Origin of the sequence: Acinetobacter sp. YH12156 (assembly GCF_013418235.1) — a bacterium.
Lineage (GTDB): Bacteria > Pseudomonadota > Gammaproteobacteria > Pseudomonadales > Moraxellaceae > Acinetobacter > Acinetobacter pseudolwoffii.
In genome coordinates this window covers 46,126-66,945 of record NZ_VPCL01000003.1, presented here as the reverse complement: position 1 = coordinate 66,945, position 20,820 = coordinate 46,126, and the positions used below count along the sequence as shown (strand labels likewise).

Below are 20,820 nucleotides of genomic sequence, written 5' to 3'. Positions count from 1 at the left end.
CAACTTTTAGGATTTCTCAGCATGCAGATCTTCAAGCACCAGTGCCTGATGATCATTGGTGACCATTGGCAAACGCACCGTAAAGGTCGTACCTCGACCTTCTTTAGAATCCACCGCGATTTGACCATGATTCAGATCAATAAAGCGCTTGCACAATACCAAACCTAAACCAGCACCTTTCTCTTCAGCAGTACCTCGAACACTCACCATCAACGTCGGCTTGAACAGATTCTGTATCTGCTCTTCAGTCATGCCCAGACCGGTATCCTGAATGGTGATTTTAACCTGCTCACCGTCCATTTCTGCCTCTAAAATGACTTTACCGCCTTGATTAACCGGGGTGAATTTCAGCGCATTGGAAACCAGATTCTGCAACACTGAAGTAATCATATTGATATCCGCATGGACTTTAATGTCTTCGGGAATATTGTCGATTAATTCAATTTTTTTATTCAACGCCAGACTGTGCAATACACTGCAGACAATTTTACTGGATTGCTTGAGTTCATAATTAATCGGATGATATACAAAGCGTCCGCCCTCGGCCATGGCCCAGGTCAGCAAGCTTTCCAGCAGGTTATAAGTCGATTGTGCATTATCATATAAATAATCCGCGATACTCTGAATACTGGACTCATCCAAGGTATCACGTTCCTGCGCCAGAACTTCGGAAAAGCCCAGCAGGCCATGAAATGGCGCACGCAGATCATGTGCGATGATCTGGAAAAATTTGGTTGTACTAAAGTTTTGTGCACATTGCTGTTCGTATAGTTCTTTCAGCTCAGTATGTTCTTCATTGAGTTGGATTCGAATTACTAAACTTTCAGCAAATTGCTTAACGGTCTCAATATCATCCTGATCAAACCTGTCAGTTTGATCATCAAAAAAAATCACCTGACCTAGCGGCTGACCAGCATTCGCTTTTAAATTAAATGCGACCAGTCGGTGATGCGCCACACCCAGCTCTTTCACATAATTCGACAATTCTGCATAAGCAGGATGAGTCTGGTCGATGACATCTGCCTGTTGCAGATATGTAGGGATGGCAATTTCCTGCCGAGCATGCAAGGCCCGAAAACCGTGCGGACAGCTGTACCAGATATACGGCTCCATATGGAATCCAATAATACTGGTTTTAACGCCTAGGACTTTACGGGCAACCTTACAGAAGGTGTCTAGTAAATTATTGGAGGTATAGACGCCTAAAATGAGAGATATACGACATGAGCTTAAAAGCTCCGTATTCTGACCGACCTCTAGCAGTTTTAGTTCCATGTCTGCCTCTCTGAATATGTATGGAATATAGAAAACACTGCCGACCAAATTTATACAATCAATAACAAAGATTCTATATTTACTGAACGCTGAAAACTCACCTATAGGTTAAAGGATTTGTTAATCTGTTTCTATCCAAATACACTCATAACCGCAAGGCACTGATATTTAATTAATTAAGAATAACTTGAAAATTTAATCTTCAAAAAAAGTCTGCTTAAGTATTTGAAACTCAATATCTAAGCTAAAATGAAGCATGTTTATTTGTATTTACTTTAACACACTCTTGACCAAAAAATACTCAGCATCGATTTTTATCCCCTTTTAAATAAAAGTTAATGGTTTTTCAACTATATAGATTTTAATTTCGTTTAAAAAAATAAATTAGATTGGCTTCACTCTCTAATAACGCTCAAAATTCATTTTTTATTTTTAAAAAATACTTAACAATGATCTTGAGTCTCAACTTAAAGTCTCAAAAAAACTGTCTGAAAGATAGCCTTTGAATTGTAAAGAAATTACAGTCTTTAACAAATTAATTGCGAAAATTTTGTGATTTTTTATCACTCAAGCTTACATTAAAAATGGAAATTTCATGCTGAGGACGAATGAATCCAATTCAGGGTATTTTTTACACAAGAAACAGTGCACTTAAGGTAAAGACAAAAAAAGCGGCCCAAAAAGACTAATGCTGATCAGTTAAGGAGTTTAGAAATAGACTCTTTAACTTTTTAGTCGTTCACGACGGAGTCTTAAATTTATAAATCAAATACTTAAAAATAATTTGTTACTTTGGTTTCGCCCAAATGAGAAGCGAAGCTTCGCAAGGAAGGCATCTTGCGGTGCAATACACCTCATGCCTCAAACAGTTGCGGATGACTTTTCTATCTATCAGATATAATCATGAATTTGAAAAAGAAAATGCCAGTCAATTCCTTAACTGACTGGCATTAGCCTAAAAAGACCGCTTTTTTTTAACAAAGAATTAATTGTCTGAAATTAACGCCACTTGCTGTACATAGTTAAATAACTTTAACTTAGATGCATTGACCTCTGCTTCAGGTGCCTGATTCTTTAAATCACGATGTACGCGAAGATAATGCTGACGCAAGGTATGACGCTCTGTGGCATTATAGGTTTTGGTAAATTCATTAATGGCCGGGTCACCATCTTTGACAATTCGATCGACCCAACGCTGTAATTGGGCTGTCTTTTTAAGACCTTGTTTTGGTGTTAAATAAGATAAAATCACCGTTTCATTTTCATTGCGCAGTAATTTACCAATACGTGAAAATTGACGGCGACGTGCTTCATGTGAGGTAAATTCCTGTACATCGAGCAATGCTTCAATCAAACGCTCTTCAACAGGCAAGTTTTTAATTTGTTTAGCACTCAACTCAGCCAGCTGTGCACCCAAAGCCGCCATACGCTGGACTGCTTTTTTCTGTTCGGTTTTACTTGCGCGTCCCTCTAAAGAATCAAAATCTTCTTCAGTTAAACTGTTCGGTCGACGTGCCACGATTAATCTGCCTCATAAAATTTTGCTGCAAATAGTGCCTGAATTTCAGATAAGGCTTTGTCCTCATCCGCTCCTTCAATCACCAAGCGTAAAGTTGTTCCTTTGCCCGCACCGAGCATCAGCAAGGACATGATATTTTTTGCATCTACCAGTTTGTCCGTTTTTCCAATCTGGATACTGGAACGAAATTTGGTAGTCACTTCTATAAGTTTACCAGATGCGCGTGCATGTAAACCCAGTTTATTAATTACGTCAACAGTGGTATCAATCATGACCAGTGCTTCATTTCTCGATGGAGGACTTGAATAGACCATTTTGCCTCAAGGGCTTTTTTTAGTCTATCCACAATGTAAACAGAACGATGCTGACCACCGGTACAGCCAATCGACACAGTCATATAATGACGATGCCCTTCAGAAAAGGTTGGCAACCATTTGTCCAGAAAATGGTAAATATCATTAAACATATCTTCGACCTGATCGCTCTTTTGCAAAAACTCCTGCACCGGTTGATCGAGTCCTGAAAATTTGCGTAATTCCAGTTCCCAATGCGGATTCGGCAAATGCCGGACATCAAAGACATAATCGGCATCCAGTGGAATGCCATGCTTATAACCAAAAGACTGCAAAATTAGGATCAGGTTATCGGTCTGTCCCAACTTGGTCAATAAGGTATGTTTCAGGTCATGCACGCTTTTATCTGTAGTATCGATGTGCACGGTAGAACGCAGCTGGATGGGCATTAGCAGGATTTTTTCTTCCTGAATGCACTCGTTCAGACTCTTAAAGCGCGAAGCTAGAGGATGCGGCCGACGCGAGGCACTAAAGCGCGCAATCAGTTCCTGATCCTGCGTGGTCAGATAGATAATATCAACCGAGCCATGCTGTTGTAGCTGCTCGAACACATGATCAAATTCTTGCAAATCGGCACGGGTACTGCGTACATCGACCCCCAAAGCCAACTGTTCCAGATTGTTCTCACTGTGCAGTTTCGCCACGATTTCGGGAAGCAATGCCAAAGGCAGATTATCAATACAGTAATAACCCAGATCCTCAAGCACCTGCAATGCAGATGATTTACCTGAACCAGATTGTCCCGTGACAATTAAAATGCGCTTCATACATGCTACCCTTTCATCCTATCCGGCAGTGTATTTGACCTGCAGGTTATCGATCAGACGTGTATTACCTATCTTTGCAGCTACAAATAACACAACATCTTGATTAAACGTATGAATTTTTTTTAATTCTGGCGTTCGTGCTTCAACATAGTCTACGACAAACCCGACATCTGTTAAAGTCTGGCGAAGCTCGGCCAATACCGTATCCAGTTCAATCGCAGCATGGAGCTGCTGTTCAGCCTTTTGTAAGCTTTGATAAATGACCGGTGCGATTGCACGATGCTCTTGGCTTAGGTAACCATTTCGAGAACTTAAGGCTAAACCATCTTCTGCACGGGCAATTGGCACGCCAATCACTTCTAATGGAATATTCAGGTCTTGTACAAACTGGCGAATCACTGCCAACTGCTGATAATCTTTTTGCCCAAAGAAAGCATAGTTTGGCTGAACAATGTTAAACAATTTGGTCACCACCACCGCTACACCATCAAAATGGCCGGGGCGCTGCAAACCACACAAGTCATCAGTAATGTCAGAGATACTGATATTGGTCAGACGCGGTTTTTTGCCATACATTTGCTCAACCGTTGGCGCGAAGACGATATCACAACCGACGTCTGCCAAAAGCTGCTGGTCCTGCTCCAGCGTACGCGGGTAGTTATCAAAATCTTCATTGGGTCCAAACTGGATCGGATTGACAAAGATACTGACCACCACCACATCACACAGCTTACGCGCTTCACGTACCAGATTTAAATGACCCTGATGCAGATTGCCCATGGTGGGTACAAAACCAATAATCTTGCGGTTGGCACGTGCCGGATTAAGTGAGGCCGCGAGTCCCTGAATGGTGGTTTCTGTTTTCATCTTACAATTCAACCTGAAAAGTTTGTGCGGGTGCCGGGAAAGATCCATCTAAAACTGCAGCATGATAAGCTTTAAAAGCATCCAGAATGGCAGTAGCACCCGATTGTTCCTGCATAAAATTACGGACAAATTTTGCAGTATGGCCAAAGGTTAAACCCAGCATGTCTTGTACTACCAAGACCTGACCATCAGTGGCTGCGCCTGCACCAATGCCAATCACCGGAATTTGTGGAAACAGTTCCGTGATTTCCTGACCCAATTGTGCCGGTACACATTCCAGCAATAACAGTGCAGCACCTGCTTCAACCACTGCTTTACAGTCTGCAATCAGTTGATCCGCTGCTGCACGGGTACGGGCTTGCAGCTTATAACCGCCAAAGACATGTACCGATTGTGGCGTTAATCCCAAGTGCACACAGACTGGAATACCGTTACGGGTCAGCACCTGCACGGTTTCTGCCAGCCATGCACCGCCTTCCATTTTCACCATTTGCGCACCGGCCTGCATCACGGTTTTGGAACTTTGCAAGGCATCATTTAAGGTGGCATAACTCATAAACGGCAAGTCAGTCATGATAAAGGCATGCTGGTTACCACGGCGTACCGCAGCGGTATGATAGGCCATATCTGCAACAGTCACTGGTAAAGTCGAATCGCGGCCCTGAATTGACATTCCCAAAGAGTCGCCAATCAGAATACTGTCTACTTCTGCAATTTCCATGGCTTTGGCCATGCTGGCATCATAGCAAGTCAGACATGAAAATTTGCGTCCATCTGCTTTGAAGCGTCTTAAGTCACTCAGACTGACCATGAAGATGTTCCTCTATGATTGAAGTTCTCGCGAACATACCCATAACTCAAAAATTAAATATTTGCCCAGTTTGTGTCATCGAGTACCGTTAAGGTCGATTGCTTGACGATGTCCAGGTCTTTTAAGGATGTAGCATGAACCTGTATTTCAGCATCAATGTCCAGCAACGGAATGAGTACGAAATCACGCTCTAACACGCCGACATGCGGTACAGTCAGGCGTTGATTCTGTATCTGTTCATCTCCGTAGATCAGCAAGTCCAGATCCAGCGTACGCTCGCCCCAATGACGCAAACGTACCCGACCGGCTTCCTGCTCGAAGGCTTGCAAATAATCCAGCAAGCTTAAAGCTGCCAGATTAGTATTCAACTGCACCACAGCATTCAGATAATTTGGCTGATCCTGTGGCCCCATCGGTGGACTTTGATACAGATGCGAGGTTTTTACCTGACCCAATGTCGCCAGTTTCTGTACAGCTTCTGCCAAAATCTGGCGTGAATCGCCCAGGTTACTGCCCAAGCCAATATACGTCACGATCATTGTGTTGGCCCAAACACCACCTGGCTTAAATCACGTTGCACCCGCTTACGTTTCATAATCGGATGATCTGCGCCAATTTCACCACTGGCACTGGCTGCCACATGTGACAGGGTTTTCGCCTTGTCTTCAAACTTGGCTTTACGCACCCGGCGGTTACGTGGTTCAGGTTCATTGACTAAAGGCTCAATCTCGGCGAGATCCTGTTGTGCCGTCAGTTTCTGTTCCAGATGTTCTTCTTGAGTGGCCTTACGACGGCTCTTGGCACGTTGACGGTTGTACTGGCTAATCGCCCGCTCTTTCTCGTCACCGCTCATTTGCTGATAAGCATCCCACCAGCTGCCCATGCCTTGCGCCATTGCATCGCCTGATTTTTCGCGCAACAGCAAAAAGTCAAATCCGGCACGGAAACGCGCATGACTAGACAAGGCCTCAATTTGTTGCGGTTTTGGATTCAGTAAACGGGTCTGCATTTCCCAGACTTCACGAATGAAAGTCTCGGCGAAGCGAGGAATAATGGTCCGGGTTGCCTGACGTTTCAAAACATCCAGACCCGCTTGGGCACGTGCTTCTGCTGCGACCACGCCTTTATTCAGATAAAACTCACAACGCTCGAGGAATGGCTGCCATAATAGTACCGCGTAGAAAAATGCCGGGTTGATGGTCTTGCCAATCGAAATACGCTGATCGGTATTTTTCGCAGCACGCTCCATAAACGGCGTGATTTCAGCTTTGATATCGGCGAACAGCTGATGCCAGATTCCGAAGTCAATCAGCATGGGCAACACACGATTCAGATGCCCCATGGTGAATAACTTTTGTGATTCATCATAGAGTCGATGCGGAGAGACATCACGCAGCAGCTGGGTCATTTCCGGCGTGAAAATATCCAGAATGGCTTCATCAATACTGAAATTCAGCTTGGCAGCAAAACGTAAAGTACGTAACATCCGCACCGGATCTTCTTCAAATCTTAAGGCCGGATCACCGAGCAAACGTAAAGTTTTGCTGTGAATATCATCTACAGCATTGCAGAAATCCAGCACAATCGCTTTACGCGGCTGGTAATACATTGCATTGATCGAGAAGTCGCGACGGGCAAAATCCTGCTCGATGCTGCCCCAGTTATTATCACGCAGAATCATCCCCGCGGCCGAGGTGACTGCTTTTTTTGGAGGTGCCCGGAAAGTGGCCACTTCAACCAGTTCCCGCCCTGAATAGACATGCGCCAGTTCAAAACGCCGTCCGATAATTCGACAACGTCGTCCGAATACTTCCTTGACCTGAGCCGGGGTTGCATTGGTAACTGCATCGAAATCTTTAGGATTCAAACCTAACATCAGATCTCGAACACCACCACCCACGATATAAGCTTCATAGCCTGCCTTGTTTAAGGCATCAATCACATCGAGAATATAAGAAGGTAATTGAGCGGTTGATAAACCACATTTTGACGCGCGCAAAGTTTGCAAAAGACGCTGTCTCCTACGTCTGAACGTAAAATTCTAAGATGACGCTAATCATATCGCTTACACGACTAAAGGGCAATTTGATTATGTCAATCCTGCAGCTCAGATTGATTCTGTATTCAGCATCAATTCCGTCTATTCACAACGCGAGTCTGGCCTTGTTTTTGGCAAATAATGCCGGCCCAATGCCTTTGACCAGCTGAATATCTTCAATGCTTTTAAATTTCCCATTTTTCTGCCGATACTCAACAATGGCTTGGGCTTTCTTTTGTCCCACGCCATGCAACTGTTGCAATTGTTCAATATTTGCACTATTTAAACTAATTCTATCACCTGTCGCTTGTACCGAAAGTGCCGGTTTTACCAGATAGTGATCTGCTTTAGTCGATGCATTCTGTTGTTTGAGCCGCGCATCATGTTGCTGTTGTCTGGTCTTCCATTCCATATAATCGGTCGCAGTTGCATGTGCAGTTCCAATAGCAATATAGCCTAGCCATAAACCCAGAAGAAGATTAATCCACGCCGGACTTGTTCGATGTTGTTGTTTGTTCATGCGCCGCTCTTTGTTTTAATTCTAATTTGGCCTGTTCCCAGAGCTGATCCAATTCAGCCAGTGACAAGCGGTCTATATTGAGTTGTTGTTTTTCCGCCTGATGTTCCATCAAGGCAAATCGAGTACGAAACTTATGGATCGTGCCTAATAATGCCATTTCACTCGAGATTCCAAGTTTACGGCCAACATTGACCAGAGAAAATAAGCAGTCACCAAATTCTTCCTGTATTTCATCGGAATTCTGGCTTGCCAAAGCTTCTTTTAACTCGGCCAGCTCTTCTTCTACTTTGTCATATGCCCCAGTGACATCGGGAAAATCAAAGCCGATTTTTGCGACATTTTTCTGGATTTCATCTGCCTGTACCAAGGCCGGTGCATGCTTGATTTCATCTAAACGGGAACGTGGCTTGCCCTGCTTTTCTTGCTGTTTAATTTCTTGCCAGAGCTGAGAGACATCTTCCGGGCTCAATTTTACAAACTGTTCAGCCTGAAATACATGCGGATGACGGCGGATAAGCTTGTCGCTAATGGCCTGCACCACATCCTGAAAATCAAAAGCGCCCTGCTCGCTGTACATTTGCGACTGGAACACCACCTGTAACAGCAGATCGCCCAGTTCATCGCGAATCTCGTCAACATTTCCAGAACGTACCGCAGCTTCTACTTCATAAGCTTCTTCAATCGCATATTGGGTCAGAGATTCGGGAGTCTGCTGCTGATCCCATGGACATTTTTCACGTAATTCACGCATGATATTAAGCAATTGTTCCACTTTTAAAACCTCTTCTTTACCAAATAGTCGCGTCAAGCTGCCTGTTTCTTGTTATGCTCAAGAAAAAAAGACAATAAGGAGATCAAGCACATGCACAGTATATTGATTAGTGGGGCAGCACAAGGAATTGGCGCAGCGACAGCCATGCTATTTTACCAGCACGGCTATAAAGTCGGTATTTATGATATCAATGTGGTACAGGCCGAACAGCTGGCCCAGCAACTGGGCGAACATGCCAAAGCAGGCTTTCTGGATGTGGCAGACTATGCTTCCTGGGAAACAGCTTTGGCGGAGTTTTCAGCCTGGGCCGGTGAAATCAACATTCTGGTAAATAATGCCGGAATTTTATATTCAGGGCCTTTTGAAGACACCACAATTGCAGCGCATCATCGCACGCTGGATATTAATGTTAAAGGCCTCCTCAATGGTTGTCATGCCACTTTCTCTTATTTAAAAGAATCTTCATTTGCTCGTGTCATTAATTTATCTTCGGCATCCGCCATTTATGGACAGGCCGATTTAGCCTCTTATGCGACCAGTAAATTTGCCGTGCGCGGTCTGACTGAAAGTCTGGATATTGAATGGCAACCCTATGGGATTCGGGTGCTTGATGTGATGCCACTTTTCGTCAGTACAGCCATGGTGAAAGATATGCAGGCAGAAAGTATTAAAAAAATGGGCGTACATTTGAAAGCAGAGGATGTCGCACAAGATATTCTGAAACTGGTACAGCTTAAAGACTCTATCTGGCAAGCTACGCACCATCCGGTTGGATTAAAAAGTAAATTTTTATTTCATCTATCACGTATGAGTCCACAGTTTGTGAACCGAATCAGCAACCTGTTGATTGCCAGACAATAGAGTCTATTTCTACTGTTCCTTAAAATGTAGTCAAACATAGTCAAGGACTAATTCGCACTCTGTTAATGTCTTGTTGCCAAACGTGTAACTAGAGCCTGAGTCGGTCAGTTCCGACTTATAGCGATCAGTCCGTTCTTGCAATATACGCTTTACAGTTTTGTAAGGCGTATAACGACTTATCTCATTGTCGTTTAATCTTGCAAGCACGTTTCTCGCAGCATTCCAATCAGCTTGCACAACTTCCTCATTAAAACGATGAAAGCGATCTCCCTTGCGTGTGCCTATTAAAAGCCCACGTAAGAAAGAATCACTTTGCGAAGTGTATGCAGAATTGACTAGATGCACCGTAGAACCTCTACGGTGAGATATGCCTGTTAGGGCATCGGCTAATAAGCCTTTAACCCATGTGTTTAAACGTCTATTGGTATTTTTACCATAGCTACGCTTACTTTGGATTGGTGCGGTTAAATCCTCCGCAACAATCACTTTGGCTTTATCAACCAACTTGTGAGTTGCTGTAAATATCAATGTCTTGAGCTTTGCTTTCTGAGCATCTTGCCTTTTATCTAGCTTCTTGCGACCTAGATTATTTAACTCAATTTTCTGTTTCTTGTGCGGTTTGGCTTTAGAAATCGCTCTGAGCTTATTTCTACGTTTGTACTTTTGATTTAGGCAGTCTGATTCACTTGAGATCAATTTACCTAAACCATTGCCATATACTTCACCATCAGAATCCACAAAGGCTTCTGAATAACCTTTATCAACACCTACGGTTTCCTGACCACAATCCTGTGTTTCAACTGCATCATAAGTTGAGTGAACTTCAACATTACCGTTTTTTAGAATGATTCTAAGTGTGCCTTGTGGCGCAAAATCAACAGTGGTGTTTAGTGGAATTTTAATGGTTTGTCGAGGGACTAGACTTGGCACTTTAAGCCAACATTGACCGTTTAGCTCAAAGGTTTTACACATATCCGCACGAACAATAATTTGATTATGTGTGTGATTAACACCATGCTTAAAGTGATTACGCATTTGACGATGGAGGAAATTATCAGTCATCCATTCATCTTTTTTAAGCAAGGTGTATAGTCTTTTTTGTTCATTATTACAGGAGGTGCGTTTTCGGATCGCCTGCTTTACTTTGTCTTTTGATGCTTCTCGATAGGCTTTAATATCACCTACGCAATCACGTAGCGTTTCTTTCCACGCATTTGCAGAAACACCAAAGTCACGACTTTCTTTCATCCACGCATCACGAATGGTTCTGTCGCTGATATTTAAACCTGCAACAGCACCATATTTAGCCCACACTTCGCTACGAACACGACCAAGTAAAACAGCTTGTTTTTCAAGTTGCTTGTACTTTTGCACATTCAAGTTTTTACAGTGATGGATGCGTGTTAGTTTCAAAAAGTTATTCCTTACTATTCACTAATTCTTTAACTTTTTCTTTGTATTTTCTTAATCCATAAAGTCGAGAAGAAAAACAATGAATAATCGCTAACAGGTCTTGAGTTACTTCTTCCGTTGGGGAAAGAGATTCTTGATTCATAATAATAATTTTACAACCATGTCTTTCAGCAAAAGATTCAAACCACTCAAAACCAAAACGCACCAAACGGTCTTTGTGAGCGATGACAAGCATTGAAACTTTACCCATTTCAATATCAAGAAAAAGCTGATTGAATTTCTTTCTTTTATAATTCAAACCACTTCCAATCTCTGACACCCAATCATCAACAGCATAGCCATTTACAGTACAAAAAGTTTCTAAAGCTGACACCTGATTAGCTAAATCGGGCTTTTGAGCAACACTAGATACCCTTGAATAAACAATTACTGACGATTTAGCTTCCGTTGCTTTTATACCGATATATTCAAGGTATTGATCGTGCGTGTAGTATCTGCGATTTTTAGGATTTCGACATGCAACCAAAATACCTTCGGCATCCCATCTTTGTAGAGTTTTAACCGACTTCCCAATCATTTCACCGAATTTAGCAGGAGAATACATTAATCAATCTCCGCTAACTTCTTGAAATCCTCAAGTGTATAGTCTTTAAATATGGATTCATCACAATATATGGCTAGATCATTGTCTTCATCCCATCCACAGATAGGGCATGTATAAGGGGATGATGCGACTCCTAGCTGATTATATTTTAATAAAATATCGTCACAAACCTCATAAAGTTCTGAATCCTCATGATGATCAACAACTTCAAGGAAAATTAGTTCACTAATATTTTCTGCAAATTTTTTGTATTTTTCAGGCACTTCTAGTTGATATAGCTCTACTAAATCATCTAGTTTTTTAGCGCAAGCATCACCAAAAATCTCTAATAATTTTTCCTCATATTCTTGACAGCGCATACCTTGTCCTGAAACGTGAGTACATTCAGAAAAGCCTGTATTTGCATTAATAAAATCAGCATAGGTGGGGCATTTATCGGAGAGTGATTGATTCGTTTTTTCAGGGCACGAAGAACAATCATAGCCTAAATCTACAATATCGGTTTCATAGAAATCATTCTTTGACCACTCACCATAGACCCATGATGCAAATTCCTTAATAAACCCATCTTTATTTTCAGGGGATACAAAATAAGCAAGGTCTTGCTCTACTTTCTTTAAGCTTTCAGTCAAGTATTTCATTGCAAGTTTTTTTTAAAATTTAATACCTAAATTGTATATGTTTGACTATATTTGTCAATATAATTATTTACTATCAATCACTCTGCTGATTTAAACAGATTGGTGAATCTGGATTAGCGGAAATCTGAAACCCTTGCATGAATGCTCACTTTGCCAGGCCACGGTGAGCATACATCCTGCCATATTATAATTTTGATAGGCATAGACGCCGATCTCTGGATGTTCACATCTTCCACCATTCTGATCTGGATGAATCTGGGTATTTAACTCATTCAGGTTGATGCGTATGCCCAGTCCTGAGGCCTTTAATACAGCTTCCTTGGTGGTCCAGACCTTAAACCAGTATTCGGAATCATAGTCCAGTGCCTGCCACTGTTTAAGCTCTTCAGGATGAAAGGTATGTTGTGCCATGGCTTCAAATCGAACCTTACGGCTCAGCTCTTCAATATCAATTCCCAAATTTTGGACATTATTGCTCGTTGCCAGAGCATAGAAATTTTGACTATGGCTATGGTTAAAGTTGAAGTCTGGATGAGTGTGGAGATAGGGTTTGCCGAATGTAGTCCGCACAACATCCTGATTGAAGACAGCGGATTCCAAATGACTGGATAAAAACTGATTTCTTAACGCGGCTATCTCAATCTTACGCGCTTGAATCTGTGCCTTACGTTCCAGGAGTTGGTTGCTTTGACTCGCGTCAGACAACGCATGCAGATCAATTCGAATAAGTGAAGTCACAATGGTTTTTCAATCTATATTTACTTTAAATCTATTGTAAGAGAGTTCATCAATCTTTGACCATGAGAATTGCCTTACATTTGAGAATCTAAGAGGGAAAAAAGCCTGCATCAGCAGGCTTTTTATCGAAAACTTAACACAAAAAATTAACGCTTAAATTTCTTTTCGGCTTTCTTGAACTTCTGTACATAACGACGTTTACGCGCTGCAATACGCTCATCCATCACCGTCTTACGCCCTTCAAACGGGTTTTCAGAGGTTTTAAACTCGATTTTAATCGGCGTACCTTCAAGCTTGTATACTTTACGGAACACGTTTTCAAGATAACGACGGTAATCCGCAGGGGTTTTATCGACCTTGTTACCATGGATCACGATGGTTGGTGGATTCTGTCCGCCCATATGCGCATAACGCATTTTAATACGACGACCCTGAACCATAGGCGGTTGGTGGGCATCTGTTGCATCATTTAAAATCTGGGTGATTTTTGCCGGTGATACTTTCAAACGAGATGAATCATAGGCACGGTGAATCGAAGGATAAAGCTCACCCACACCCGTTCCATGCAATGCAGAAATCAAATGCACTTTTGCCCATGGAATGAAATCGAAGCGACGCTCTACATCTAGCTTACATTGCTTGCGATCATATTCAGTCATGTTATCCCATTTGTTGACAGCAATGACCATGGCACGACCGGCTTCAAGCGCATAGCCAATCAGATGCAAATCTTGCTCAACGATACCATCACGTGCATCGACCACAACCACAATCACGTTGGCATCTTTCATCGCCTGTAAAGTTTTAACAATCGAGAATTTCTCAATCATTTCATCCACTTTACCTTTACGACGCACCCCTGCAGTATCAATCAGGGTATATTGACGGCCATCACGCTCGAATGGAATATAAATCGAGTCACGTGTTGTACCCGGCTGGTCAAATGCCACCACACGCTCTTCGCCGAGCAAACGGTTCACCAGCGTAGATTTACCCACGTTTGGACGACCAATAATCGCTAAACGCAGACCAGTGTTTTTATCATGTTCTTCCGGGTTTTCATCTTCCGGTACATCGGCAAGCACGTCTTCCAGCATTTGCTGAACACCACGACCATGGCTAGCAGCAACTTGTAGCGGCTCGCCCATGCCCAGTTTGTAGAATTCAACCAGGGCAGCTTCAGCATGTACGCCATCGACTTTATTGGCCGCCAGAAAGACCTTTTTACCTAAAGTACGCAGTTCACGCGCAATCTGCTCATCGGAAGCCAGCAGTCCGGCACGCGCGTCGACCACAAAAATGATAATATCGGCTTCATGAATGGCAGTTTTAGATTGCTCTGCCATATACGAGTCAATACCGCCTTCATTTTCACCAATACCACCGGTATCAACCACAATGAAAGATTTATTTTGATAGGTTGCATCGCCATATTTACGGTCGCGTGTCAGACCAGCAAAGTCTGCCACCAATGCGTCACGGCTCTTGGTAATCTGATTGAACAGAGTTGATTTTCCGACGTTCGGACGACCAATGAGCGCAATTACGGGTTTCATAGAGTAACCTTTATTCAATAATCAGGCAGTCAAAGTGGCCTGAACATCAGAAAGTATAGGAAGATATAAGGGGAAAAATACCCTAAATAAAAACACGGGGCATTGATTTTTCAATCACCCCGCGTTCACAAAAATACGGTTGCGGCTAGTTTAACATAAGGCTCGTTAAAATTAACGGTTCTGCCAAATGCTTAATGCGCCCTTGCGTGTAGAAACATAAAGCTGGTTGTCGATCACGCGTAAGTTACGCACTTCACCAGAGGTTTTCGAACGACCAGTAATTTGTCCGGTACGCGGGTCAATCAGGTGCAACACACCATCCAGATCACCGACCACCAAATCCGTGCCTAACATCACTGGATTACTGAGCTGACGATTCAGCAATTGATCATTTTCCCAAAGCGGTTGACCCGAGCTAATCTCAAAAGCTTTAATTTTGCCATCAGTTTGCGCCACGAATACGCCATTTCCGACAACTTCTGGACGCTGGATGCTGCTGGCATCTTCACTCCAGATCACTTGCTGTGAAGCCAAGTCCAGCACAGTCACCTGACCTTGATAACTGGTCGTCACCACAAACTGACCTGCAACGACCGGCTCACCGTCGATATCGACCAGACGCTGAATATCAGAACGGCCATCCGACACGGCGACACGACGCTGTAACTTTGGTACGCCACTTAAGGCATCCAGTGCATAAATATACGCATTTGAAGATGCAATCAGCACATTACGCGCATCTAATGGCACAGGAGCCGCCATACCACGCAGGCTGAATTGTACATTAGGCAGGTTATAAGTCCAAACTTGTGCACCGCTTGCCACTTCATGCGCATAGACCATACCGTCATTGCTCACACTAATCACACGACCTGCATGAATCAGTGAAGGCGCCAGTAAAGCACCCGTCAATTGTGCAGTCCATTTTTGCTCACCGGTTTGCTGATCGAGTGCAAACAGTTGGCCCTTCTGGCTACCGACAACAACCAGACCCTCGGCCGCTTCAACGCCAGAACTTAGATTATCTTTGCTGACTTTTTTCTGCCAAAGACGCTGTTTGCCCTTAAATGCAGACACCTCACCTTTTGGATCAATCGCAAAAACCACACCATTGTCTGCATCCAGACGTAAACGCAATGGATCGGCAGCATCTGTCGCAGATACACTGGTGGAAAATACAGGAACCAGTGTTTTGGCTTGGGTCAGTTTTGGAAGTGGGTTCGGTTTTACTTCTGGAACTTTATTTGTTTTACCTGCACAGCCAGCCAGTGCAAGCGTTAAAACAGTCAAGGCACAGGTAATTTTGTATTTTCTATTCATGCAGCTTCTTCCGCTTGTGTTTCTATAATTGGGCGTTCGATTTCTGGATCATCGACCAACACGCCTACGCTTTCGAGCTTAATTTGTAAAATCTGACGTTCTTCTTTACGTTCAATCAAGGCATCCCATGCACTTTGATATACTTTTTTCGCATTTTCAATATCATTTTTGGCAACATAGATATCGCCACGTGCTTCATCGGCAGTTGCTTTAAACGCAGGTTCAGTCACTGCTTCTAAAGTTTTCAATGCAGCATCATATTTTTTCTGTGCCAGTTGCGCATAAGCCAGACGAAGTTTGACCACCTGAACCAGGCCTTTATCATCTACTTTCGAATTTTCAACTTTCTGTAGCGCTTTCTCGGCCGCAGCATAATCTTCTTTGTCATAAGCCAGTTTCGCCATCATCAGCTGGGTCTGAATCGCCTGTGCTGAATCTGGTGCTTCCTTGACAATCTTGTCCGCAGCTTCAGATAACTTGGCAAAACCATCACCTTTCGATGCCTGCGCATCATCCATCAACTGCTGAACCTTGGCAGTGTGCATTTGCGACTCTGCCAGGTTTTTCTTCTGCCAATATTCCCATCCAAAAAAGGCAATCAGCGCAATTAAAATCCCAGTAATCATCGAAGAACCATATTTCTTCGTAAAGGATTTTAAGCTTTCAAACTGTTCATCACCACTCATTGCGCTCATGAGATTACCCTTTTCCTAATGTTTTATCGATTATTTTGAAGAAATTTTAGTACTAAAAAATGCAACGAAGTCCGTAAATGGTACATTCGATTGCTCTGCGGTTGCCAGCTCTTTCACAGTAAACGCCTTAGCTTCTAGTTCACGTTCCCCTAAAATCGCTGCATATAAAGCACCCGCCTGATCGGCCTTTTTCATTTGCGATTTCATTGAACCCTGGGAGCCTACTTTCAGACGAACCTGACTGCCTACTGCTTCAAGCTGATCACGAATCTGTTCAGCAATGACTAAAGCTTCCCCTTGAGCAGCCGGTTCAGCCACCAGGAAGACTTCACAATCACGTGTCGGGGTATTGTCTTCAACCTGTTCAAGCAGAAGCAATAAACGTTCGATACCCATGGCAAAACCAACCGCAGGTACAGACTGATCAGGCTTGCCCTTCAATTGACCAACAAGACCGTCATAACGGCCACCGGCACACACGGTTCCTTGTGAACCTAAATGTGTTGTGGTCCATTCAAACACAGTTTTGTTGTAGTAGTCTAAGCCACGTACCAGTTTTTGGTTGATCACAAAACTCACGCCGGCATCAGTCAGGTACTGTTGTAACTGGGCAAAATGCGCCAGAGTTTCTTCACCCATAAAGTCATGCAGTTTCGGTGCATTTTCTAGGATGCTTTGGGTTTTGGCATCTTTAGAATCCAGAATACGCAGTGGATTTGTGGTCAGACGGCGCTGAGAATCTTCGTCCAGATCGGCTTTATGTGACTCTAAAAATTCAACCAAGGCTGCACGATAGGCTGCACGTTCATCCGATTCGCCTAAAGTATTTAATTCAAGTTGAACCTTGTCCGCTACGCCCATACGTTTCCACAGACGTGCAGTCATCAAAATCAGCTCTGCATCCATGTCCGGAGTCGCCACACCAAAGGTTTCTACACCAAACTGGTGGAACTGACGGTAACGACCTTTCTGTGGTTTTTCATAACGGAACATTGGCCCGATATACCAGACGCGAGGAGTTGCACCACGAAGCAGATTATGCTCCAGCATGGCACGTACACAGCCTGCAGTTCCTTCAGGGCGTAGTGTCAGAGACTCAGGCGGATTACCTTTGTCCAGAAAGGTATACATTTCTTTTTCAACGATATCGGTGGCATCACCGATCGAACGTTTGAACAGATTGGTCTGTTCAACGATAGGCAAACGGATTTGTTGATAGCCATAAGCATCCATCAAACCCGACAGATGCTGTTCAAGACGTCTCCAAGCTGGGCTTTGCGTTGGGAGAATGTCATTAAAACCTTTGATTGCGACGATTGAACTCATGATCTACTCAGAAAAACTTGTACGAATAATTTCTTTAGATTTAGCTTCTTCAAGCTCGGTAACGCGTTGACGAACCATATTTTCGATTTCATCAACCAGTTGATTGGTATCAATTAGATGGCTTTTTTCACCATTACGATACACCAGTGAACGTGGCGCTGCACCTACGACACCGATATCGGCTTCTTTAGCCTCGCCCGGCCCATTTACTTTACAGCCAATCACCGACACATCCATTGGAGTACGAATATCTTCCAGACGTTCTTCAAGCTGCTGCATCACGGAAATCACATTAAATTCCTGACGTGAACAGCTTGGGCAGGCAATAAAATTAATGCCGTTAGAACGCAGACCCAGCGATTTTAGAATATCAAAACCGATTTTAATTTCTTCTTCAGGCTCGGCAGCAAGCGAAATACGCATGGTATCGCCAATGCCTTCCATCAGCAAACCACCCAAGGCGATTGCAGATTTAACCGAACCTGTACGGTAAATACCGGCTTCGGTTACACCCAAATGCAGCGGATTATCAATTTGCTGAGACAGCAAACGATACGCATCCATGGTCAGGAACACATTGGATGCTTTAACTGAAATTTTAAATTCCTGAAAATCCAGACGGTCTAAAATGTCGATATGACGCATCGCAGATTCAAGCAATGCTGCGCCTGTCGGCTCGCCATATTTCTTTTGAATGTCTTTTTCGAGTGAACCGGCATTGACACCAATCCGCATTGAAATATCATTATGACGTGCTGCTGCCACCACTTCACGAATCTTTGCTTCTGAGCCGATATTGCCCGGGTTAATCCGCAAACAGTCTGCACCGAAGTCCGCAACTGCCAAAGCAATTTTATAGTCGAAGTGAATATCCGCCACCAAAGGCACATTCACCTGCTTACGAATTTCACCAAAGGCTGCCGCCGCTTCCATCGTAGGCACAGAAACCCGCATGATGTCTGCACCGGCATCGACACAGCGCTGGATCTGTGCAACCGTGGCTGCCACATCACAGGTTTCAGTATTGGTCATAGACTGGATACTGATTGGTGCATCACCACCCACATAAACTGAACCGACACGAATTTTACGTGTTGGACGACGTTTAATTGGATTTACGATCATGGTTTTGCTCTACTCTTGATCTGTTAAGGTGACAAACGGAATTCTGCTTTTCCGTTTACGGTATAAGGTGACAATGAAATATTTTCATTATTCAGGCTGAGTGATACAGCTGCCGCATCATCAAGACGAATCTGGAATGGCGCTTCACCATTGAGTTGCAAACTCGATGCCTGACGGCCAGTCGCTAAAACGTTACCGGCTGAATCGACGATATGCACAGAGGTCGGACGGTTAAAATCGAGTTTTAGCTGGTCGCCAGACAGTGCGGCGCCTGCATCCAGATTCAGAATCTCGATATTGGAAGCACCGACTCCAGAAACTTCACTGCTATTTTGCGAACTACTGCTCGACCAGTTCTGAACCATGGCAAACAGTGCGCCCAAAATTAGCAGCAAGACCAGCGTAATAAAAATGCGCTTTAACCATTTACGGTTACGGTCACGCTTGGAACCTGGCAATTTCCCCATAATTTTGATGGGGGAATTATTCAGCGCATGATTGGGCAACAAACCCGTATCATTGGTATAAATTTCATCAAAACGCTGAATAATAGTCGACGCATCTACACCCAAAAGTTTGGCATAGATCCGGTAATAGCCTTTGATAAAAGTCGCCTCAGGCAAAGACTTATATTCATCCTGCTCAAGTGCAGTCAGGGTTTTGACCGGAATATTCAGCTCTTTGGCCACATTTTCCAGATCACGTTGCTGATTGAGACGAATCTGGCGCAAGTACTCGCCCGGACGTTGAATATTTCCTAACGCATTTGGAGCTACGCTCGAATGATTCGAAGGTGAATTAGGATTTACTTCCATACGGCCTCAGTACTGTACTGTAATTGCAAATAACGTTGGTATTCCTGGCTTTCAGGAAACAATGCACGTAACTGGTTCACCAATACCTGCATCCCCAACTGATCACCACTGGCACGCGCAGTGCGAATGCCAACCCAGAGCGCACGGGCACCCTGATTTTTCTGTCCCACACCACGCGCAAACTGTTGATACAGTTGTGTCGCTGCCGGGAACTGCTGGTTTAAATAAAAAATTTCTGACAACTCTAACATTGATATATATGAATCGCGATTCGCCTGAAGCGCCTGTTTGAATGATTTTTCAGCATTCACCACATCGCCCATTTTCAGGTAAATACGTCCCATATTTTCCAGCGCACGGAAACGCTGATCATAACCTAAAGTTGCACCGGCAATGTTAAACTGCTCGATCGCATCATTATAGCGTTCTAGCTGATATAAATACGTGCCATAGTTGTTGCGTGCCTGTGCATTTTTCGGATCTGCCGAAATTGCACGCTTGAAATAAGCATCTGCTTTCTCAAGATTGAGCTGACTACCTTCCTGTTGCAATAGCACGCCCATCATCATATTCGCTTGCGAATCACGCGGAGTCGTTTCGAGTGCCTGATCCAGCGCACGTTTGGCTGCATCTAGGTCACCTGTTCTTAAATATTCTGCCGCCAATTGGGTACGGACTTTGGTGGCTTTTTCAGGATCTTTCTGACCCAAATCTGGCGTTTGACATGCAACCAAAGCTAAAGACACACATACTGTTGAAATCAAAGCAATTTTAGATGTTAGATTTCTCAACTGGCGACCTCTT

At 43.6% G+C, this 20,820-nt stretch carries 22 protein-coding genes; 1 reads left to right on the top strand and 21 read right to left on the bottom strand.

All coding sequences use genetic code 11. The annotated features are described in order from the left end of the window. Positions 1-6 precede the first annotated feature (6 nt). From FTU87_RS05170 to mazG, 10 genes are all read right to left on the bottom strand, one after another. Positions 7-1,275, bottom strand: a complete 1,269-nt coding sequence (locus tag FTU87_RS05170; RefSeq protein WP_180096756.1) for a HAMP domain-containing sensor histidine kinase — start codon at positions 1,273-1,275, stop codon at positions 7-9. Between the two features lie 985 nt (positions 1,276-2,260). Next, positions 2,261-2,794, bottom strand: a complete 534-nt coding sequence (yjgA, locus tag FTU87_RS05165) for a ribosome biogenesis factor YjgA (protein WP_005172645.1) — start codon at positions 2,792-2,794, stop codon at positions 2,261-2,263. Positions 2,795-2,796: 2 nt separating this feature from the next. Beyond that, positions 2,797-3,066 carry an HPr family phosphocarrier protein gene (locus tag FTU87_RS05160; RefSeq protein ID WP_034608740.1) on the bottom strand — a complete coding sequence of 90 codons (270 nt, stop codon included), beginning with the start codon at positions 3,064-3,066 and terminating at the stop codon, positions 2,797-2,799. After that, positions 3,063-3,914: an RNase adapter RapZ gene (gene rapZ / locus FTU87_RS05155; RefSeq protein WP_005172647.1), complete on the bottom strand. Its 852-nt coding sequence runs from the start codon at positions 3,912-3,914 to the stop codon at positions 3,063-3,065. Before rapZ ends, FTU87_RS05160 begins: the two co-directional genes overlap by 4 nt. Before the next feature lie 18 nt (positions 3,915-3,932). Beyond that, the gene (panC, locus tag FTU87_RS05150) at positions 3,933-4,781 is read right to left on the bottom strand and encodes a pantoate--beta-alanine ligase (RefSeq protein ID WP_005095700.1); all 849 of its coding nucleotides are present in this window, start codon (positions 4,779-4,781) and stop codon (positions 3,933-3,935) included. Between the two features lies 1 nt (position 4,782). Further along, entirely contained in the window at positions 4,783-5,592 is an 810-nt protein-coding gene (gene panB / locus FTU87_RS05145) for a 3-methyl-2-oxobutanoate hydroxymethyltransferase (RefSeq protein WP_005172651.1), read from the bottom strand. A 53-nt stretch (positions 5,593-5,645) separates the two neighbouring features. Then, on the bottom strand, positions 5,646-6,131 hold the full coding sequence (gene folK, locus FTU87_RS05140) for a 2-amino-4-hydroxy-6-hydroxymethyldihydropteridine diphosphokinase (RefSeq protein ID WP_005172653.1): 486 nt from the start codon (positions 6,129-6,131) through the stop codon (positions 5,646-5,648). Beyond that, on the bottom strand, positions 6,128-7,600 hold the full coding sequence (gene pcnB, locus FTU87_RS05135; RefSeq protein WP_180001786.1) for a polynucleotide adenylyltransferase PcnB: 1,473 nt from the start codon (positions 7,598-7,600) through the stop codon (positions 6,128-6,130). The genes folK and pcnB overlap by 4 nt, the downstream gene beginning before the upstream one ends. A 136-nt stretch (positions 7,601-7,736) precedes the next feature. Further along, complete coding sequence (locus FTU87_RS05130) at positions 7,737-8,150, bottom strand: ComEA family DNA-binding protein (protein WP_180001785.1); 414 nt, start codon at positions 8,148-8,150, stop codon at positions 7,737-7,739. Beyond that, complete coding sequence (gene mazG / locus FTU87_RS05125; RefSeq protein ID WP_074384035.1) at positions 8,110-8,922, bottom strand: nucleoside triphosphate pyrophosphohydrolase; 813 nt, start codon at positions 8,920-8,922, stop codon at positions 8,110-8,112. The genes FTU87_RS05130 and mazG overlap by 41 nt, the downstream gene beginning before the upstream one ends. Before the next feature lie 90 nt (positions 8,923-9,012). Here mazG and FTU87_RS05120 point away from each other — a divergent pair, with 90 nt between their 5' ends. After that, entirely contained in the window at positions 9,013-9,783 is a 771-nt protein-coding gene (locus FTU87_RS05120; RefSeq protein WP_159516238.1) for an SDR family oxidoreductase, read from the top strand. A 30-nt stretch (positions 9,784-9,813) separates the two neighbouring features. Here the strand turns inward: FTU87_RS05120 and FTU87_RS05115 are convergent, their stop codons facing one another. The 11 genes from FTU87_RS05115 to pilW all read right to left on the bottom strand — a co-directional run bounded on the left by FTU87_RS05115 (position 9,814) and on the right by pilW (position 20,807). After that, positions 9,814-11,196 (bottom strand): transposase, encoded by a 1,383-nt coding sequence (locus FTU87_RS05115; protein ID WP_180096755.1) that lies wholly within the window; start codon positions 11,194-11,196, stop codon positions 9,814-9,816. 4 nt (positions 11,197-11,200) lie between these two features. After that, a complete protein-coding gene (locus tag FTU87_RS05110) occupies positions 11,201-11,800 on the bottom strand; it encodes an IS607 family transposase (RefSeq protein WP_004280831.1) in 600 nt (199 codons plus the stop codon). Next, a complete protein-coding gene (locus FTU87_RS05105; protein WP_180096754.1) occupies positions 11,800-12,441 on the bottom strand; it encodes a hypothetical protein in 642 nt (213 codons plus the stop codon). Before FTU87_RS05105 ends, FTU87_RS05110 begins: the two co-directional genes overlap by 1 nt. 90 nt (positions 12,442-12,531) lie before the next feature. After that, complete coding sequence (locus FTU87_RS05100) at positions 12,532-13,179, bottom strand: 4'-phosphopantetheinyl transferase superfamily protein (protein WP_159138483.1); 648 nt, start codon at positions 13,177-13,179, stop codon at positions 12,532-12,534. A gap of 146 nt (positions 13,180-13,325) precedes the next feature. Continuing rightward, positions 13,326-14,735, bottom strand: a complete 1,410-nt coding sequence (der, locus tag FTU87_RS05095; RefSeq protein ID WP_005095683.1) for a ribosome biogenesis GTPase Der — start codon at positions 14,733-14,735, stop codon at positions 13,326-13,328. Positions 14,736-14,906: 171 nt separating this feature from the next. Next, on the bottom strand, positions 14,907-16,055 hold the full coding sequence (gene bamB / locus FTU87_RS05090) for an outer membrane protein assembly factor BamB (protein ID WP_005095682.1): 1,149 nt from the start codon (positions 16,053-16,055) through the stop codon (positions 14,907-14,909). Continuing rightward, the gene (locus FTU87_RS05085; RefSeq protein WP_180001542.1) at positions 16,052-16,750 is read right to left on the bottom strand and encodes a tetratricopeptide repeat protein; all 699 of its coding nucleotides are present in this window, start codon (positions 16,748-16,750) and stop codon (positions 16,052-16,054) included. The genes bamB and FTU87_RS05085 overlap by 4 nt, the downstream gene beginning before the upstream one ends. Positions 16,751-16,780: 30 nt before the next feature. Beyond that, positions 16,781-18,076, bottom strand: a complete 1,296-nt coding sequence (gene hisS, locus FTU87_RS05080; protein ID WP_180001543.1) for a histidine--tRNA ligase — start codon at positions 18,074-18,076, stop codon at positions 16,781-16,783. A 3-nt stretch (positions 18,077-18,079) separates the two neighbouring features. Beyond that, positions 18,080-19,201, bottom strand: a complete 1,122-nt coding sequence (ispG, locus tag FTU87_RS05075; RefSeq protein ID WP_005172685.1) for a flavodoxin-dependent (E)-4-hydroxy-3-methylbut-2-enyl-diphosphate synthase — start codon at positions 19,199-19,201, stop codon at positions 18,080-18,082. A gap of 23 nt (positions 19,202-19,224) precedes the next feature. Next, entirely contained in the window at positions 19,225-20,016 is a 792-nt protein-coding gene (locus FTU87_RS05070; RefSeq protein WP_180001544.1) for a DUF4115 domain-containing protein, read from the bottom strand. Further along, on the bottom strand, positions 20,007-20,807 hold the full coding sequence (gene pilW / locus FTU87_RS05065) for a type IV pilus biogenesis/stability protein PilW (protein ID WP_005172689.1): 801 nt from the start codon (positions 20,805-20,807) through the stop codon (positions 20,007-20,009). Before pilW ends, FTU87_RS05070 begins: the two co-directional genes overlap by 10 nt. Positions 20,808-20,820 lie beyond the last annotated feature (13 nt).

Excerpts from the sequence above, each read along its gene's own strand:
- FTU87_RS05170 (WP_180096756.1), bottom strand. The coding sequence starts at position 1,275 with ATGGAACTAAAACTGCTAGAGGTCGGTCAGAATACGGAGCTTTTAAGC.
- FTU87_RS05160 (WP_034608740.1), bottom strand. The coding sequence starts at position 3,066 with ATGATTGATACCACTGTTGACGTAATTAATAAACTGGGTTTACATGCA.
- rapZ (WP_005172647.1), bottom strand. The coding sequence starts at position 3,914 with ATGAAGCGCATTTTAATTGTCACGGGACAATCTGGTTCAGGTAAATCA.
- panC (WP_005095700.1), bottom strand. The coding sequence starts at position 4,781 with ATGAAAACAGAAACCACCATTCAGGGACTCGCGGCCTCACTTAATCCG.
- panB (WP_005172651.1), bottom strand. The coding sequence starts at position 5,592 with ATGGTCAGTCTGAGTGACTTAAGACGCTTCAAAGCAGATGGACGCAAA.
- folK (WP_005172653.1), bottom strand. The coding sequence starts at position 6,131 with ATGATCGTGACGTATATTGGCTTGGGCAGTAACCTGGGCGATTCACGC.
- FTU87_RS05130 (WP_180001785.1), bottom strand. The coding sequence starts at position 8,150 with ATGAACAAACAACAACATCGAACAAGTCCGGCGTGGATTAATCTTCTT.
- FTU87_RS05120 (WP_159516238.1), top strand. The coding sequence starts at position 9,013 with ATGCACAGTATATTGATTAGTGGGGCAGCACAAGGAATTGGCGCAGCG.
- FTU87_RS05110 (WP_004280831.1), bottom strand. The coding sequence starts at position 11,800 with ATGTATTCTCCTGCTAAATTCGGTGAAATGATTGGGAAGTCGGTTAAA.
- FTU87_RS05105 (WP_180096754.1), bottom strand. The coding sequence starts at position 12,441 with ATGAAATACTTGACTGAAAGCTTAAAGAAAGTAGAGCAAGACCTTGCT.
- der (WP_005095683.1), bottom strand. The coding sequence starts at position 14,735 with ATGAAACCCGTAATTGCGCTCATTGGTCGTCCGAACGTCGGAAAATCA.
- bamB (WP_005095682.1), bottom strand. The coding sequence starts at position 16,055 with ATGAATAGAAAATACAAAATTACCTGTGCCTTGACTGTTTTAACGCTT.
- FTU87_RS05085 (WP_180001542.1), bottom strand. The coding sequence starts at position 16,750 with ATGAGCGCAATGAGTGGTGATGAACAGTTTGAAAGCTTAAAATCCTTT.
- hisS (WP_180001543.1), bottom strand. The coding sequence starts at position 18,076 with ATGAGTTCAATCGTCGCAATCAAAGGTTTTAATGACATTCTCCCAACG.
- ispG (WP_005172685.1), bottom strand. The coding sequence starts at position 19,201 with ATGATCGTAAATCCAATTAAACGTCGTCCAACACGTAAAATTCGTGTC.
- FTU87_RS05070 (WP_180001544.1), bottom strand. The coding sequence starts at position 20,016 with ATGGAAGTAAATCCTAATTCACCTTCGAATCATTCGAGCGTAGCTCCA.